This window comes from Tsukamurella sp. DT100, from assembly GCF_049844855.1.
In the GTDB taxonomy this organism is placed as follows: Bacteria; Actinomycetota; Actinomycetes; order Mycobacteriales; family Mycobacteriaceae; genus Tsukamurella.
Genome location: NZ_JBNCLV010000005.1, coordinates 46,754 through 62,424, shown reverse-complemented (window position 1 = coordinate 62,424; position 15,671 = coordinate 46,754). Strand labels below are relative to the sequence as shown.

Below are 15,671 nucleotides of genomic sequence, written 5' to 3'. Positions count from 1 at the left end.
ACGTTCCGCGAATCCGTTTCCCCGACGAGTGTTTCCGGGCATGACCACCACGCTCGGCCATGTCCTCGACGACCCCGTCCGGGCCTCCCTGCACGGCGCGCACGCCCGCTTCCGGCTCGGCGACGGGGCGGTCGTCCGGTACCGGCCCGATGTCGCGCGTTTCGTCGGCCACCCACCGCAACCGGCCGCCGCGGACTACGCGGCGCTGGCCCGCCTCGCGGTCCCGGGCACCCCGCTCTCGCTCCGGGGCGTGCGGGGGCCGCTCCCCGCGGGGTGGCGGATCGTCGACGAGATCCCGCTCGTCCAGTACGACGGTGCCGCCCTCGCGACGGCGCCCGACGCCGAGGCCGAGGTGCTCGGCCCACGGAATATCGACGAGATCCTCGACCTGGTCGAGCGGACCCGCCCGGGGCCGTTCGAGCGGCGCACCGTCGAACTGGGGCTCTACCTGGGCCTGCGGGACGACTCCGGTCGCCTGATCGCCCTCGCCGGGGAACGCCTGCGCCCACCCGGATGGACCGAGATCAGCGCGGTCTGTACGGACCCGGAGCACCGCAGCCGGGGCCTCGCGACCCGCCTCGTCCGCGCCGTCGGGCACCACATCCGGGCCCGCGGCGACGTCCCGTTCCTGCACACCTCCGCCGAGAACACCGGCGCCCGCGCGGTGTACGAGGGCCTCGGCTTCCGGCTCCGCGCGTCGATCCCCCTGCTCCTCGTCCAGCCGCCCACCCGATCGACCGGAGAGTCATGACCCTCGCCCTCACCCGGCCGCAGCCGGCCGCCACCGATCCCGATCCCGAGCTCGCCGAGCTCGCCGCCCTGCCCGTGCGGCACCGCGTCCAATGGGGCCGCTGGCTCGCGGTCGCGGTCGCCGGCGTCCTGTTCGCGCAGCTCGCGGTCTCGGCCGTGACCAATCCCCGGTTCGACTGGCCCACCTTCGGCGCCTACCTGTTCAGTCCGACGATCCTCGAGGCGCTCTGGTTCACGATCCAGCTGACCCTGATCGGGGCCGTCCTGGGCTTCCTCCTCGGCGGCGCGCTCGCCCTGGCCCGGCTGTCCGGTAATCGCGTGCTCGCGGCCTTCAGCTTCGGCTTCATCTGGCTGTTCCGGTCGATCCCCCTCATCGTGCAGATCCTGTTCTGGGGCTACCTCGGGGCGCTGTACCCGACGATCGGCCTCGGTATCCCGTTCGGGCCGACCTTCGTCGACGCGCCGACCAAGGATCTGCTCTCGCCGTACACCGCGGCCGTGATCGGCATCGTCCTGCACCAGGCCGCGTACGGCTCGGAGATCGTGCGGGCGGGCATCCTGGGCGTCTCGGCGGGGCAGCACGACGCGGCCCGCGCCCTCGGGATCCCGCCGGCCGCGCACCTGCTGCGGATCACGCTGCCGCAGGCACTGCGCACGATCGTGCCGCCCGCCGCGAACGAGGTGATCGGCCTGCTCAAGGGCACGACGGCGGTCTTCATCCTGGCCCTGCCCGACTTGTTCTACCAAGTCCAGGTGGTGTACGGCCGCAACGGCCGGATCATTCCCCTGCTGCTCGTCGCCGTCGCCTGGTACGCGGTGCTCACCACCGTCCTGTCGATCGGCCAGCACTACCTCGAGAAGCGCCTCGCGCGCGGCTACGGGGCCACGAAGACCCCGAAGAAGGAGAAGCCCGCATGACCGCCACCGATCCGCGCCCGCGCCTGGAGGCCGTGGGGCTGTCGAAGCGCTTCGGCCACGACGAGGTGCTCCGCGGCGTGGACCTCACCGTCGCGCCGGGCGAGGTGGTCTCGATCATCGGGCCGTCCGGGTCCGGCAAGTCGACGCTGCTGCGGCTGCTCAACCACCTCGAGGAGCCGAGCTCCGGGGTCGTCCGGGTCGACGGCGACCTGATCGGCGTCCGGCGCCGCGGCGATCACCTCGTCGCGCTGCCCGAGCGCGAGCTGCGCCGCCAGCGCGCCCGCATCGGCTTCGTCTTCCAGCAGTTCAACCTGTTCCCGCACCTCACGGCCGCGGAGAACGTCGCGCGACCGCAGCGCCTGACCCTGGGCCGCAGCCGGAACGAGGCCGACGGCCGAGCCCGGGAACTGCTCGACCGGGTCGGGCTCGGCGCGCATGCGGGCCACTACCCCGGTCAGCTGTCGGGCGGCCAGCAGCAGCGCGTCGCGATCGCCCGCACCCTCGCCCTCGACCCGGACCTGATCCTGTTCGACGAGCCGACCTCCGCGCTCGACCCCGAGCTGGTCGGGGAGGTGAACGCCGTCATCGCCGAGCTCGCCGCCGAGGGCCGGACCCTGGTCGTGGTGACCCACGAGCTGGCCCTCGCCCGCCGCATCTCGGACCGGATCGTCTTCCTCGACCGGGGCCGCGTCGTCGCCGTCGGCACGCCGGCCGCCGTGCTCGACCGCCCCGCCACCGACCGCACCCGCACTTTCCTCGCCCACTGGACCACCAAGGAGACCGCATGACCATCCGTTCCGTTCGACATCGCCTGCCCGCCCTCGTCGCGGCCCTCGCCCTCGCGGGCTCGGTGCTGGCGGGCTGCGGCGGGCAGACCACCGAGTCGACGACCGCGAGCGTGACCGGCGCGGCCGGGCAGCAGCTCAACCTGACCAGCAAGCAGAACCGGATCGTGCCCGCGAAGGACGAGGCCGCGGCGGCCCTGCTCCCCCAGGCCATCCGCGATCGCGGCGTGCTCCGGGTCGCGCACGGCTCGGGGGCGGGCAACGCGCCGTTCTACTTCCCCGCGACGGACGACGAGCGCGTCTTCATCGGCGACGAGTCGGACATCGCGTACCTGATCGCCGGCGCCCTCGGCCTGAAGCTCGAGGAGTCGAACACCTCGTGGGAGGGCCTGTTCCTGGGCATCGACAGCGGCCAGTTCGACCTCGGCGTCTCGAACATCACCGTCACGGAGGCGCGGAAGCAGAAGTACGACTTCGCCACCTATCGCAAGGACGACCTCGCCGTCGAGGTTCAGGAGTCCTCCACGTTCACCTTCACGGGCGGGGACTCCTTCTCCGGGAAGACGGTGGCCGTCGGCTCCGGCACCAACCAGGAGCGGATCCTGCAGCGCTACGACGCGGACCTGCGCGCCGCGGGCAAGCCCGGCATCGCCATCAAGAACTACCAGGACAACACTGGCACCTACGCCGCGCTCGCGTCGGGCCAGATCGACGCCTACTTCGGCCCGAACCCGATTTCGGCCTTCCACGTCGCGCAGACCAAGGGCACCCCGAACGCGACGAAGGTCGTCGGCCGGGTGTCCGGCGCCGGCTCGACGCTGCAGGGCCTCATCGGCGCGACGACGAAGAAGGACAGCGGCATCATCCGCGCCGTGCAGGCGGCATTGGAGTCGACGATCCGCAGCGGCGACTACGCCAAGGTGCTGCAGCGCTGGGGACTGGAGGCGGAGGCCGTCCCCACCTCGGAGATCAACCCGCCGGGGCTGCCGATCACCGACAAGTGACGCGGGAGCGTCCTCAGAGTTCCGACGGCCCGGCCGCGACGTCCAGCGTCGCGGCCGGGCTCGTCGCGCGGGCGACGAACTTGAACCGGTCGCCGCGGTAGATGCTGCGGGTCCACTCGAGGGCGAGGCCCTCGGCGTCCCGGCCCAGGCGGTGCACCATGAGCAGGGGGTGCCCGGCGGTGACTCCGAGCAGCTCCGCCTCGGACGGCGAGGCGAGCGCCGTCTCGACGGTGTCCTCGACCGCGGTGATCGATCGCGCGTACTGCTCGCGGAGCACGCGGTACAGCGACGCCTGCTCCTCGAGACGCGTGGCGAGTCCGCGGAGCGGGCCCCGCAGGTGGGCCATCTCGATGGCCAGCGGCTCGTCGTCGACGATGCGCAGCCGGGTGACGCGGTACACGCGCGCCCCGCGCGGGAGTTCGAGGGCCACCTGCGTCTCCGCGTCCGCGGTGATGTGGTCGCACGAGAGCAGTTGTGAGCTCACCTGCTTGCCGTCGACGCCGAAGTCCTCGCTCAGCGAGGTGAGCTGTCGGACCCGGACGATCTTGGGCGGCGCGACGTAGGTGCCACTGCCGTGCTCACGGCGCAGCACCCCCTCGGCGGACAGCTCGGCCAGTGCCTTGCGCAGGGTCGTGCGCGAAACGCCGAGCTGCTCGGCGAGCCGGCGTTCGGCGGGCAGGGTGTCCCCGTGCCCGAGGTCGCCGATGCGGCGTTGCAGCTCGAGTTTGGCGCGGAAGTAGCGCGGCGGCTCGGTGTGCGACGAACGAGGGAGCGTCATGTGTTCCACATTACCCCTTGACGGTCAAAGTGGTCTATGCCACTCTAAGCCTACTCCAAATGGTGTAGACCACTTGGAGCCGACTTCAAGGAGATGACATGAGCAGTACGCAGGCTGCGAAATCGAGCGCGGTCCTCGTCGGCGTCGCGGCGGCGAGCCTCGGCGTGATCTACGGCTACGACACGTCGAACATCGCCGCGGCGAAGGACTTCATCCGGCAGGACTTCGGCCTCGGCGACGGGATGACCCAGGCGCTGGCCACGGTCGTCGTCGTCGGCGAGATCCTCGGCGCGATCGTCGGCGGCTGGTTCGCCAACAAGGTCGGCCGGAAGAAGGCGATGATCGCCGTCGGCGCCGGTTACACGATCTTCGCCCTGTTCGGCGCCCTCGCACCGACCGTGCCGCTCCTCCTGTTCGCGAGGTTCATGCTCGGCCTCACCGTCGGCGTCTCGGTCGTGGTGGTCCCCGTCTTCGTGGCCGAATCCGCGCCCGCGAAGCGCCGCGGCGCAATGCTCGTGGCCTACCAGTTCGCCACGATCGTGGGCATCATCCTGGGCTACGTGCTCGGCTACCTGCTCGCCGGCCTCGGCACCACATCGTGGAAGTGGATGCTCGGCGTCGCCGCCGTGCCCGCGATCATCGTCACGCTCCTGCTGGTCCGCCTGCCCGACACCGCCCGCTGGTACATGACCCGCGGCCGCGAGGACGAGGCACGCGCCGCACTCATCTCCGTCGAGCCCGATTCCACCGCCGCCGGCATCGAGGCCGAACTCGATGAGATGCGCGCCCAGCTCTCCGACGAGACGGGCGGCAAGCTCAGCCAGCTCTTCCGCCAGCCCTACCTGCGCGCCACCTTCTTCGTCGTCGTCCTCGGCTTCTTCATCCAGATCACCGGCATCAACGCGATCATCTACTACAGCCCGGACATCTTCGCCTCGATGGGCTACGAGGGGAACTTCGGCAAGTACATGCTGCCCGCCTTCGTGCAGCTCTTCGGCCTGCTCGCCGTGGTCGTCTCGATCTTCACCGTCGACAAGTTCGGCCGCCGCCCCATCCTGCTCGGCGGCATCGGCACCATGATCCTCGCCTTCGCCGTGATGATCCTCGCCTACCAGATGGCCGACGGCGACTTCAAGAACCACGAGACCGCGGGCGTCGTCGGCTTCGCCGGCCTGGTGCTGGTCGTGATCGGCTTCTCCTTCGGCTTCGGCTCCCTGGTGTGGGTGTACGCCGGCGAGGCCTTCCCCGCCCGGCTCCGCGCCTACGGCTCGTCGGCGATGCTGACCTCGGACCTCGTGGCGAACGCCATCGTCGCCCAGGTCACGCTGACGATGCTCAACAGCCAACTGCTCGGCGGCACCGGCACCTTCGCCGTCTTCGGGGCCCTGACCGTCGTCGCCTTCCTGTTCGTGCTCAAGTTCGCACCGGAGACCAAGGGCCGCAAGCTCGAGGACATCCAGCACTACTGGCAGAACAACGGCACCTGGCCCACCGACGCCGACAAGACGGGGGCCGTGTCCCAGTGAGCACCGCGGTGATCGGCCTCGACATCGGAGGCTCCAAGACGCAGGCCGTCCGCGCCGAGAACGGCGTGGTGGTCGCCGAGGCGCTCGCCGGCAGCGCGAACATCTCGTCCGTGGGCCGCGACGAGGCCGGTCGCCAGCTCGACATCGCGCTCGGCCGGCTCGGCGTCCACGACGTGGGCGCGGTGTGCGCGGGCGCCGCCGGGGTGGAGACCCCGGCCGGCGCGGCCACGCTCACCGCACTCCTCGCCGAGCGCATCCCGGGCGCCCGGATCCGGGTGGTGCACGACAGCCAGCTGATCCTCGCTGCGGCCGGCGTGCGCGACGGGGTGGCGGTCATCTCCGGTACCGGCGCCGTCGCGTGGGGCCGAGCGGGCGACAAGCACGCCCGCGCGGGCGGTTGGGGCTATCTGCTGGGCGACGAGGGAAGCGGCTACTGGGTCGCGAAGGAGGCGGTGCGCCGCACCCTGATCCGCCTCGACCGCGAGGAGCCCGCCGATCACCTCGGCCAGCAGCTGGCCGCCGACTGCGGCCTGCAGGACCCGGACGAACTGCTGGATCACTTCTACGCGCAGCAGGAGCGGCGGTACTGGGCGGGCCGGGCCCGGGTGGTCTTCGAGCTCGCCCAGTCGGGCGACCCGGTGAGCACCGACATCGTCGACCAGGCCGCGATCGCACTCACCCACATCGCCGTCTCGGTCGCCGAGCGGATCGGCTCGGCGGGCCCCGTCGTGCTCGCGGGCGGCCTCGCCGTGCATCAGCCGGCGCTACAGCGCCGGGTGCGGCATCACCTGGGGATGCGCGGCATCTCCGACCTGCGGGTCCTCACGGTCGATCCGGTGCGCGGCGCGATCCAGATCGCGCTGCGCGAGCTGGAGCGCCGGGGCGCGCGGGACTAGCGCGCGGGGCGCGGGCAGCTGGGGTGCGAGCCGGCGGTCACGAGGTCGGCGACGGCCGTCCGCGGATCGCCGGCCGTGACCAGCCCCTCGCCGACGAGGACCCCGTCGGCGCCCTGGCCCGCGTAGGTCAGCAGGTCGCGGCTGTCGCGCACGCCCGACTCGGCGATCTTGATCACCGAGGAGGGCAGTCCGGGCGCGATCCGCGCGAACGAGTCGCGATCCACCTCGAGGGTCTTGAGGTTGCGGGCGTTCACGCCGATCACGGTCGCGCCGGCCTCGAGCGCGCGGTCCGCCTCGTCCTCCGTGTGCACCTCGACGAGCGCGGTCATGCCGAGCGACTCGATGCGGTCGAGCAGCGAGACGAGGACCGGCTGTTCCAGCGCGGCGACGATGAGCAGCACGATGTCGGCGCCGTGCGCGCGGGCCTCGTGGATCTGGTAGGGCGTCACGATGAAGTCCTTGCGCAGGACGGGGATCCGCACCCGCGAACGGACCGCGTCGAGGTCCGCCAGGGACCCCTTGAAGCGCCGCTCCTCGGTGAGCACGCTGATCGCCCGGGCGCCGCCAGCCTCGTACTCGGAGGCGAGCTCGGCGGGGTCGGCGATGCCGGCCAGGTCGCCCTTCGACGGGCTGGCGCGCTTCACCTCGGCGATCACCGCGATGCCGGGTTCGCGGAGCGCGGCGGTGGCGTCGACGGCGGGCGGGGCGGCCTTCGCGGCGGCCTTGATCGTGGCCAGGTCGACGATGGCCTCACGGGCCGCCAGGTCCGCGCGCACACCCTCGATGATGGAGTCGAGAGCAGTGGGTGAAGTCACGGCTGGAGGCCTTTCGTGGGTCGTCGAGCGTGCTCCAACATTAGCCCTCGGTCCGTGGGCGCTCGGGTCGGGCCCCCTCGCCCGCGCCGGGACGGGCGCCGCCCGCCTCGGTGGGGTCGTCCCCGCCGTCGAGCGCGTCCCACAGGTCGCGCTCGGAGGCCGGCTCCGCGGCGGTGTCGTCGAAGACGCGCTGCTCCAGTTCGGCGCGGCGCGCGGCGGGCGAGACGTACTTCGATCCCATGCCGCCGCCCCGCAGCCCGCGCATGAGCAGCACCGCGGCGCCGACCGCGAGGAGGGCGCCGAGGATCGCGACCCACGGGCCCGCCGTCGTCGGGTCGACCTGGGAGATGTAGTCCTTGTTGCCCATGACGGCGGTGCCGGCGTCGCCGCCGCCCGGGGCGTCGCGCAGGATCTTCTCGAGGTAGCCGATGTCGGGTTCCTGCGTCAGCACCGTGACCGCCGGGTAGGCGGCGCCGATCGCGGCGACCGCGACGATGACGGCGACGACGCCGCGGGCCCAGTTCTTCAGCGCCAGCGCCGCGGCGATCGCCGCGAGGAAGACCAGCCACAGCGCCGAGAGCGCGGGTGCCCAGGTGTTCCCGGCGACCTCCATGGTCCGCTCGGGCGAGAGCCCGTCGGCGATGGTCACGCCCATCCACGACATCCGTCCCGAGCCCCACACCGCGCCCGCCGCCGCGGCGAGCAGGACCGAGGCGATCGCGAGGTTCCGCTTGCCGTTCATCGTGCCTCCTCCGCCACGCCGCGCAGGGTGTTCGCCGCGGCGACGGCCTTCAGCGCGGCCAATGCCTTGTTCCGCGACTCGTTGAACTCGTACTCCCCCACCGAGTCGGCGACGACGCCACCCCCGGCCTGGACGTACGCGGTACCGTCCTTGAGCACGGCGGTGCGGATGGCGATCGCGGTGTCGGCGTCGCCGGCGAAGTCGAGGTAACCGACGATGCCGCCGTAGAGGCCGCGGCGGGTGATCTCGGCCTCGTCGATGAGCTCCATCGCGCGCACCTTCGGCGCCCCGGTGAGGGTGCCGGCGGGGAAGCACGCTGCCACCGCGTCGAGCGCCTGCTTGCCGGGGGCGAGATCGCCGGAGACCGTCGACACCAGGTGCATCACGTGGCTGTAGCGCTCGATGCGCCGGTAGTCCGTGACCCGGACGGTGCCCGGCGTGCACACCCGGCCGAGATCGTTGCGGCCGAGATCGACGAGCATCAGGTGCTCGCTGTTCTCCTTCTCGTCGGCCTGCAGGTCCTTCTCCAGCAGCAGGTCCTCCTCCGGGGACGCGCCGCGCCAGCGGGTGCCGGCGATCGGGTGCGTGGTGGCGGTCCCGTCGGCGACGGTGACCAGCGCCTCGGGGCTGGAGCCGACGATGGAGAAGGCGACGGAGCCGTCGGGCGCCGGCACCTGGACGAGGTACATGTAGGGGCTCGGGTTCGAGGCCCGCAGTACCCGGTAGACGTCGATCGGGTCCGCGTCGGACGGCACGGAGAAGCGCTGGCTCGGCACCACCTGGAAGGCCTCGCCGGCCTCGATGTCGCCCACCAGCTTCTCGACGATCGCGCTGTACTCCTCGACGGTCCGCTGGGCGGTGTACTCCGGCTCGGGCCGGGTGAAGGACGCCACCGACGAGGCGAGCGGCGCGGCCAGCGCGGCCTCCATCGCGTCGAGCCGCGCGACGGCGTCGGCGTACGCCTCGTCCACCCGGTCGGCGGAGCCGTCCCAGTTCACCGCGTTGGCGATGAGGGTGATCGTGCCCTCGTGGTGGTCGATCGCGGCGAGGTCCGTCGCCAGCAGCCACACCATCTCCGGCAGGTGCAGGTCGTCGACGGTGGTGTCCGGCAGCCGCTCCAGGCGCCGCACCGCGTCGTAGGCGAGGTAGCCGACCATGCCGCCGTTGAGCGGCGGCAGTCCCTCGATCCGCTCCGAGCTCAGCAGCCGCAGCACCTCGCCCAGGGCCTCGAGCGGGTCGCCGCCCGACGGTGCGCCGGCGGGCGCCTTCCCGATCCAGGTGGCGGCACCGTCGACGACGGTGAGCGCGGCGGGCGCGGGCGCGCCGACGAAGGACCACCGGCTCCACGACTGGCCCGCGGCGGCGGACTCCAGCAGGAAGGTGCCCGGCCGCCCGCCGGCCAGTTTGCGGTACGCCGACAGCGGGGTCTCGGCATCGGCGAGCACCGTGCGGATCACCGGCACCACGCGGTGCCGGTCCGCGAGCGCGCGGAACTCGTCCAGGCTGGTGGTCGCGCCGTCGGGCTGCAGGTTCGGCTGCTGTGCGGTACTCATCGCCTGCCAGTATCCCAGCGCCGGTAGGTTCGTGGCCATGCGCATCGGCCAGCAGGCCCCCGAGTTCGCCCTTCCCGACCGCACCGGCACCGTCCGCACCCTCTCCGAGCTCCGCGGCGACGGCCGCGCGGCGGTCTTCTTCTACCTCACCGCGGGCCTACCGGTGTGCGTCGCGGAGGTCGGGCGGTTCCGCGACGCGGGCGAGGAGTTCGACCGTCGCGGTACGGCCCGGATCGGGATCAGCATGGACCCGCTGGTGCGCACGCAGGCCTTCGCGGACGTCATGGAGCCGGGCTTCCCGCTGCTCACCGATGCCGACGGTGCGGTCGCCGCCGAGTACGACGTCAAGCGGGGCAAGTTCGCGATGGTGCCGGTACGCCGACAGACCTTCCTCATCGACGCCGACGGGACCGTGCTGCACATCGTGGTGGGCGAGCTGCGGGCAGTGGCGCACGTCGAGGAGACGCTGGCCTTCCTCCGCACGCTCAGCGGCTGACGGTCACTCCCGGCCGAGCAGCAGGTCCCCGTCGAAGCAGGTGTGCGTGCCGGTGTGGCACGCGGGCCCGGTCTGCCGGACGGTGAGCAGGACGGTGTCGCCGTCACAGTCGAGACGCACGTCGACCACCTCCTGCACGTGCCCCGAGGTCTCGCCCTTCACCCACAGCTGCTGCCGCGACCGCGAGTAGTACGTGCCCTTGCGAGTGGCGAGCGTGTTCGCGAGGGCCTCGTCGTTCATCCAGGCCATCATGAGGACGTCGCCGGTGCCCTCCTCCTGGGCGATCGCGGCGACCAGGCCGTCGGCGTTGCGCTTGAGCCGGGCCGCGATGCCCTGATCGAGTCCCGTCACCGTCGCACCACCAGTCCGTGTCCCGCCATCTCGTCCTTGACCTGCCCGATCGTCATGTCCCCGAAGTGGAAGACGCTCGCGGCGAGCACGGCGTCGGCGCCCGCCTCCACGGCCGGCGCGAAGTGCTCGACGACGCCCGCGCCGCCCGAGGCGATGACCGGGATGTGCACGGCCGCGCGGGCCGCGGCGATCATCCGGAGGTCGAAGCCGGCCTTGGTGCCGTCGGCGTCCATGGAGTTGAGGAGGATCTCCCCCACGCCGAGTTCCTCACCGCGCCGGGCCCATTCGATGGCGTCGATGCCGGTGCCCTTGCGGCCGCCGTGCGTGGTGACCTCCCAGCCCGACGGTGTCGGCTCGTCGCCGTCCGGGACGGTGCGGGCGTCGACGGAGAGCACGATGCACTGGCTGCCGAACCGGTTCGAGAGCTCGCGGAGCAGCTCGGGGCGGACGATCGCGGCGGTGTTCACGGAGACCTTGTCGGCGCCGGCCCGGAGCAGGGTGTCGACGTCCTCGACGGAGCGGACGCCGCCGCCGACGGTGAGCGGGATGAAGACCTGCTCGGCGGTGCGGCGCACCACCTCCAGCATGGTGCCGCGGCCGGAGCTCGACGCGGTCACGTCGAGGAAGGTCAGCTCGTCGGCGCCCTGCGCGTCGTACGCGGCGGCCAGCTCAACGGGATCGCCCGCGTCGCGCAGGTTCTGGAAGTTGACGCCCTTGACGACGCGCCCGTCGTCGACGTCCAGGCACGGGATCACGCGCACGGCCACCGTCATCGGATCGGCCTCCTTCGAATCTCTCTAGTAGCTCAGGGTTCCGGAGTGCCCGGGTTCGCCGCGGTAGTCCGACGGTGCGCCCACGGACCGGACGATGGACAGCAGCTCGTCGTAGACGCCGGGGGCGCCGGCGAGCACGGAGTCGGCGCCGACGTGCCAGTCCTCCCCGGCGAGGTCGGTGACCCGGCCGCCGGCCGCGATGACGAGAGCCGCACCGGCGGCGTTGTCCCACGCGTGATGGCCGAAGACGACGGCGCCGCCGAGCGCGCCCGAGGCGGTGTAGGCGAGGTCGACGCCGGTCGACCCGAACTGGCGCACGCGCGCGACGCGGCGCGAGACCTCGCCGAGGATCGCGTAGCGGTAGTCGCCGGGAAAGTGCCCGTTGCTGCCGCGGCTGAAGCTGCCGACGGCGATCATGGCGTCGTCCAGGCCGGCGCGGCCGAGCGGCGGCAGCGCCTCGCCGCGGTTCCGCACGGGACCCGCGACATGGCCGGCGAAGGCGTCGCCGACGAGCGGGAACCAGGCGAGCCCGGCCACGGGCTTCCCGTCGTGCAGCAGGCCGAGCAGGGTGCCGGTGGCAGGGTAGCCGGCGGAATAGTTGAAGGTGCCGTCGATGGGGTCGAGCACCCAGACCGTGCCCTGATCGACGGCGGGGCCGCCGTACTCCTCGCCGTGGACCGGGATGCCGGTGGCCTCGGCGACGGCCGCGGTGATCCGCCGCTCCAGCTCGAGGTCGAGGTCGGTGGCGAAGTCGGCCGGCCCCTTCGCGACGGACGCGGGCGCGCCGACGCCCTCGACGAAGCGGGGCGCCACGGCGTCGAGCGCCTCGCCGGCCAGGGCGAGGAGCCGGTCGGGATCGGCGGTGAAGCCGGCGGGCAGGGCGGCCACTAGCGCGACACCGCGGCGAGCGCCTCGGGGAGGGTGAACCGCCCGGCGTAGAGGGCCTTGCCGATGATCGCGGAGTCCACGCCCTGGTCGACCAGGGTCGCGATCGCCGTCAGGTCCTCGAGCGCGGAGATGCCGCCGGAGGCGACGACGGGCGCGTCGGTGGCCGCGGCGACCGCGGCGAGCAGGTCCAGGTTGGGGCCCGTGAGGGTGCCGTCCTTGGAGACGTCGGTGACCACGTAGCGGCTGCAGCCGTCGCTGTTCAGCCGCTCGAGGACCTCCCACAGGTCGCCGCCGTCGGTGACCCAGCCGCGGCCGCGCAGCCGCCACTGGCCGTCGAGCTGCTTGACGTCGAGGCCGACGGCGATCTTGTCGCCGTGTCGGGCGATGGCGCTCGCACACCACTCCGGGTTCTCGATCGCCGCGGTACCGAGGTTCACCCGGGCGCAGCCGGTGGCGAGCGCAGCCGCGAGGGAGTCGTCGTCGCGGATGCCGCCCGACAGCTCGACCTTGACGTCCAGCTCGCCGATCACCCCGGCGAGGAGCTCGCGGTTGCTGCCCTTGCCGAAGGCGGCGTCGAGGTCGACGAGATGCACCCACTCCGCCCCGTCGTTCTGCCAGGCGAGGGCGGCGTCGCGGGGCGACCCGTAGGCCGTCTCGCTGCCGACCTCCCCCTGCACCAGGCGCACGGCCCGGCCCTCGGCGACATCGACTGCGGGAAGAAGTACCAGACTCACGCGACCAGCCTAGTGCGTCGTGTCATCCGACTTTCCGGGCTCCCGGTCCTGCTGGTCCTCGACGGCGCGCCCGACGATGCGGTTCGAGACGATCCCCATCGCGGCGACCGCCCCCACCAGCCCGACGGCGACGATGAGCAGTCCGACCGCGGGGCTGGGGCGCAGCACGTTGAGCAGCAGCACGGACAGGCCGAGCACCGCCACGGCGGCACCGAGCGAGAACAGCGCGAGCCGCCCGAGCGAGAGTCCCCGTCGGCCGCTCACAGCGTGTCCACCCAGTTCTTCAGCAGCACCGCGCCCGCGTCGCCGCTCTTCTCCGGATGGAACTGCGTGGCCCAGAGCGGCCCGTTCTCGACGGCGGCGACGAACCGGCCGCCGTGGTCGGCCCAGGTGACCTTCGGGGCGCGGATGTGGTCGGCGATGTCCAGCTCCCACGTCTGGGCGGCGTAGGAGTGCACGAAGTAGTAGCGGGTGTCGGCGTCGGTGCCGGCGAACAGCTTCGACCCGGCGGCGGCCTCGACGGTGTTCCACCCCATGTGCGGAACGACCTCCGCCTGCAGGCGTTCGACGGTGCCGGGCCACTCCCCGCAACCGTCGGTCTCGACGCCGAACTCGATCCCCTTCTCGAAGAGGATCTGCATGCCCACGCAGATGCCCATCACCGGCCGGCCGCCGGCGAGCCGCTCGCCGATGATCCGGTCGCCCTGCACGGCCTTGAGGCCCGCCATGCACGCCTCGTAGGCGCCGACGCCCGGCACGAGGAGGCCGTCGGCGGCGAGGGCGGTCTTCGCGTCCGCGGTCACGGTGACCTCGGCCCCGGCCCGCTCCATCGCGCGATGCGCCGACCGGATGTTGCCGGAGCCGTAGTCGAGGATCGCCACCTTCTTCATGCTCCCCAGCCTAATCGGCCGCGCAGAGGCAGTGCATCGCAGTATTACGCTGGCCGCATGGGGGTCTTCGACAGGGCGGACGAGGGCAGCGAGGAGGCGCTGGCCTATCGCGCCGAACTCGCGGCCGAGAACGACCGCCTTACAGTGAAGGTACTGCCGGTTCTGCTGATCATGATGGGCATCGTCGCCACCTGGGGTGCGATCACCCTGGGCGCGGACGTCGCGCGGGGGCCCGGCGGAGCGGTGCACTGCGAGGGGCGACCGATGGGGCCGACCGACACCTGCTGGATGGTCGTCTCGAAGGGGAACTCGACGTTCGACCTGTACGTGCCCGCCGGCGCGCCTCCCGTCTCAGGCGTCGATGCCCACCGTGCCGCGCTACAGCGCGGGATCTCGACCGCGCCGTCCTCGTACGACTACGCACGCACCCGGAACGTTCGCAAGTCGGAGTACAACAACGACGTCGCCGGGACCGTCCTCTGCTCCCTCACCGGGGCCGGGACCTTCCTCGCCGCCTACTACGTCCGCCGGGGCACCCGAGCCGAGCGAGAGGATGCGGTGTCGGTAGCGGGGTCGGGAGCGACGACGTGACGGACCGCCCGGAGCCGTCGGCGGATGCGGTGCGGCACTGCATCGTCCACGAGGTTGAATCACTGTCGGAGGCGACCGCGTCCACGCTACTGTCGCTCGGCAGCCCACTCCTCACCGACGACCCCGACGACCCGACGCGGGTACGGGCGCTGTTCACGTGGCGCCCCGCTCCCGGGGATCGATCCGGGGGCGCGTACCTCTGGGTGAACCGCCTCACCGACAAGCGGCACGTCGCCCTCGGAATGATGCGGCGCCGGGCCGCGAGCGACCTGTGGTTCGCCGAGCTCGCGGTGCCGCGCGACGTGCTGGCCACCTACCGCGTGCTCCCGTTGCGCGCCGCGGGCGACGCAGGGCCCGAGGAGATCCCACCCCCGCGCGAGCTGCTCCGCCGCGCACGCATCGACCCGCACAACGCTGCGGCGCTGGCCGGCTCGCCGTTCGGATCGCTCCTCGCCGGGCCGGACGCACCCCGGCTCGACGCCTGGACCGCGCCCGCGGCCGCGACGTCCACGGCGCTCGACCGCACCATCGATCTGGGGCCAGTGCCTCTCCGGTATCGACGGTCCGCACCGTCCGGCCCGGGGGCGATGGAACTGCTCATCGCCTTCGACGCCGACACGTGGTTCGACCGGTTCCGGCTGCCCGACGTCCTCGCCGCCTCGGGCCGGCGGTGCGCCGTGCTCGGCATCGACTCCCCCGCCGACCCCGCGGCGCGGCTCCGGTTCCTCGGCGCCCACGACGAGCTGTTCGCGGCGATCACGGACGAGGTCCTTCCCGCTGCGCTACAACGGCTGGACTCCCCGGGCAGGGTGACGATCGCCGGGCAGAGCCTCGGCGGCCTGGCCGCACTCGCGTTCGCGGCGCGGCACCCCAGGCTCGTCGACGAGGTACTCGCGTTCTCCCCCTCCGTCTGGTGGCGCCCCGGCCTCACGGGCCGGCCCGCGGACGTCGCGGCGCGACAGGACTGGATCCACGACCTGATCGCCGCCTCCCCGTCCCGGGCGTTCTCGATCCGGTTGGCGTCCGGGGCCTTCGAGGAGGAACTCACCCCCGCAGTCGCCGACCTCGCGACCACCGCCGGCCGCGCGGGCCACGACGTGGAGCACACCGTCTACTCCGGCGGACACGACGAGGCCCAGTGGGCGGCACTTCTGCTCGAACACCTGGCGGGCGAACCGTAG

The 15,671-nt window shown here is 72.5% G+C and carries 19 protein-coding genes; 9 read left to right on the top strand and 10 right to left on the bottom strand.

The window, feature by feature from the left end:
* Window positions 1–40 precede the first annotated feature (40 nt).
* From ACLQ3K_RS13400 to ACLQ3K_RS13385, 4 genes are read left to right on the top strand one after another with little or no spacing between them, the layout of a single operon-like run.
* On the top strand, window positions 41–751 hold the full coding sequence (locus tag ACLQ3K_RS13400) for a GNAT family N-acetyltransferase (protein ID WP_425999912.1): 711 nt from the start codon (window positions 41–43) through the stop codon (window positions 749–751).
* Window positions 748–1,668 (top strand): amino acid ABC transporter permease, encoded by a 921-nt coding sequence (locus ACLQ3K_RS13395; RefSeq protein ID WP_425999910.1) that lies wholly within the window; start codon window positions 748–750, stop codon window positions 1,666–1,668. Before ACLQ3K_RS13400 ends, ACLQ3K_RS13395 begins: the two co-directional genes overlap by 4 nt.
* Window positions 1,665–2,456: an amino acid ABC transporter ATP-binding protein gene (locus tag ACLQ3K_RS13390; protein WP_336670358.1), complete on the top strand. Its 792-nt coding sequence runs from the start codon at window positions 1,665–1,667 to the stop codon at window positions 2,454–2,456. The genes ACLQ3K_RS13395 and ACLQ3K_RS13390 overlap by 4 nt, the downstream gene beginning before the upstream one ends.
* Window positions 2,453–3,457 carry a transporter substrate-binding domain-containing protein gene (locus tag ACLQ3K_RS13385; protein ID WP_336670359.1) on the top strand — a complete coding sequence of 335 codons (1,005 nt, stop codon included), beginning with the start codon at window positions 2,453–2,455 and terminating at the stop codon, window positions 3,455–3,457. The genes ACLQ3K_RS13390 and ACLQ3K_RS13385 overlap by 4 nt, the downstream gene beginning before the upstream one ends.
* A 13-nt stretch (window positions 3,458–3,470) precedes the next feature.
* Here the strand turns inward: ACLQ3K_RS13385 and ACLQ3K_RS13380 are convergent, their stop codons facing one another.
* Window positions 3,471–4,235, bottom strand: coding sequence for a GntR family transcriptional regulator (locus ACLQ3K_RS13380; protein WP_224645097.1), 765 nt, complete (start codon window positions 4,233–4,235; stop codon window positions 3,471–3,473).
* Window positions 4,236–4,333: 98 nt separating this feature from the next.
* Between ACLQ3K_RS13380 and ACLQ3K_RS13375 the strand changes: the two genes are divergently transcribed.
* Both ACLQ3K_RS13375 and ACLQ3K_RS13370 read left to right on the top strand, forming a co-directional pair.
* Entirely contained in the window at window positions 4,334–5,761 is a 1,428-nt protein-coding gene (locus tag ACLQ3K_RS13375) for a sugar porter family MFS transporter (protein ID WP_224645096.1), read from the top strand.
* A complete protein-coding gene (locus ACLQ3K_RS13370; RefSeq protein WP_224645095.1) occupies window positions 5,758–6,657 on the top strand; it encodes an N-acetylglucosamine kinase in 900 nt (299 codons plus the stop codon). The genes ACLQ3K_RS13375 and ACLQ3K_RS13370 overlap by 4 nt, the downstream gene beginning before the upstream one ends.
* Here the strand turns inward: ACLQ3K_RS13370 and trpC are convergent.
* From trpC to ACLQ3K_RS13355, 3 genes are read right to left on the bottom strand one after another with little or no spacing between them, the layout of a single operon-like run.
* Window positions 6,654–7,472, bottom strand: coding sequence for an indole-3-glycerol phosphate synthase TrpC (gene trpC, locus ACLQ3K_RS13365; RefSeq protein WP_224645094.1), 819 nt, complete (start codon window positions 7,470–7,472; stop codon window positions 6,654–6,656). The genes ACLQ3K_RS13370 and trpC overlap by 4 nt on opposite strands.
* 40 nt (window positions 7,473–7,512) lie before the next feature.
* Window positions 7,513–8,214 carry a TIGR02234 family membrane protein gene (locus ACLQ3K_RS13360; RefSeq protein ID WP_425999907.1) on the bottom strand — a complete coding sequence of 234 codons (702 nt, stop codon included), beginning with the start codon at window positions 8,212–8,214 and terminating at the stop codon, window positions 7,513–7,515.
* Complete coding sequence (locus tag ACLQ3K_RS13355) at window positions 8,211–9,767, bottom strand: anthranilate synthase component I (RefSeq protein WP_224645092.1); 1,557 nt, start codon at window positions 9,765–9,767, stop codon at window positions 8,211–8,213. Before ACLQ3K_RS13355 ends, ACLQ3K_RS13360 begins: the two co-directional genes overlap by 4 nt.
* 37 nt (window positions 9,768–9,804) lie before the next feature.
* Here ACLQ3K_RS13355 and ACLQ3K_RS13350 point away from each other — a divergent pair, with 37 nt between their 5' ends.
* Complete coding sequence (locus tag ACLQ3K_RS13350; protein WP_425999905.1) at window positions 9,805–10,263, top strand: peroxiredoxin; 459 nt, start codon at window positions 9,805–9,807, stop codon at window positions 10,261–10,263.
* Window positions 10,264–10,266: 3 nt separating this feature from the next.
* Here ACLQ3K_RS13350 and hisI read toward each other — a convergent pair whose 3' ends face one another.
* From hisI to hisH, 6 genes are read right to left on the bottom strand one after another with little or no spacing between them, the layout of a single operon-like run.
* The gene (hisI, locus tag ACLQ3K_RS13345) at window positions 10,267–10,614 is read right to left on the bottom strand and encodes a phosphoribosyl-AMP cyclohydrolase (RefSeq protein ID WP_425999903.1); all 348 of its coding nucleotides are present in this window, start codon (window positions 10,612–10,614) and stop codon (window positions 10,267–10,269) included.
* Window positions 10,611–11,387, bottom strand: a complete 777-nt coding sequence (gene hisF / locus ACLQ3K_RS13340) for an imidazole glycerol phosphate synthase subunit HisF (protein WP_224645089.1) — start codon at window positions 11,385–11,387, stop codon at window positions 10,611–10,613. The genes hisI and hisF overlap by 4 nt, the downstream gene beginning before the upstream one ends.
* A 24-nt stretch (window positions 11,388–11,411) precedes the next feature.
* Window positions 11,412–12,275 (bottom strand): inositol monophosphatase family protein, encoded by an 864-nt coding sequence (locus tag ACLQ3K_RS13335; RefSeq protein WP_425999901.1) that lies wholly within the window; start codon window positions 12,273–12,275, stop codon window positions 11,412–11,414.
* Complete coding sequence (gene priA / locus ACLQ3K_RS13330; RefSeq protein ID WP_425999899.1) at window positions 12,275–13,009, bottom strand: bifunctional 1-(5-phosphoribosyl)-5-((5-phosphoribosylamino)methylideneamino)imidazole-4-carboxamide isomerase/phosphoribosylanthranilate isomerase PriA; 735 nt, start codon at window positions 13,007–13,009, stop codon at window positions 12,275–12,277. The genes ACLQ3K_RS13335 and priA overlap by 1 nt, the downstream gene beginning before the upstream one ends.
* A gap of 9 nt (window positions 13,010–13,018) precedes the next feature.
* Window positions 13,019–13,273: a hypothetical protein gene (locus ACLQ3K_RS13325; protein ID WP_259143331.1), complete on the bottom strand. Its 255-nt coding sequence runs from the start codon at window positions 13,271–13,273 to the stop codon at window positions 13,019–13,021.
* Window positions 13,270–13,899, bottom strand: coding sequence for an imidazole glycerol phosphate synthase subunit HisH (hisH, locus tag ACLQ3K_RS13320; protein WP_425999897.1), 630 nt, complete (start codon window positions 13,897–13,899; stop codon window positions 13,270–13,272). The genes ACLQ3K_RS13325 and hisH overlap by 4 nt, the downstream gene beginning before the upstream one ends.
* 57 nt (window positions 13,900–13,956) lie before the next feature.
* Here hisH and ACLQ3K_RS13315 point away from each other — a divergent pair, with 57 nt between their 5' ends.
* The gene (locus ACLQ3K_RS13315) at window positions 13,957–14,490 is read left to right on the top strand and encodes a hypothetical protein (RefSeq protein WP_425999896.1); all 534 of its coding nucleotides are present in this window, start codon (window positions 13,957–13,959) and stop codon (window positions 14,488–14,490) included.
* Window positions 14,487–15,671 carry an alpha/beta hydrolase-fold protein gene (locus ACLQ3K_RS13310; RefSeq protein WP_425999894.1) on the top strand — a complete coding sequence of 395 codons (1,185 nt, stop codon included), beginning with the start codon at window positions 14,487–14,489 and terminating at the stop codon, window positions 15,669–15,671. The genes ACLQ3K_RS13315 and ACLQ3K_RS13310 overlap by 4 nt, the downstream gene beginning before the upstream one ends.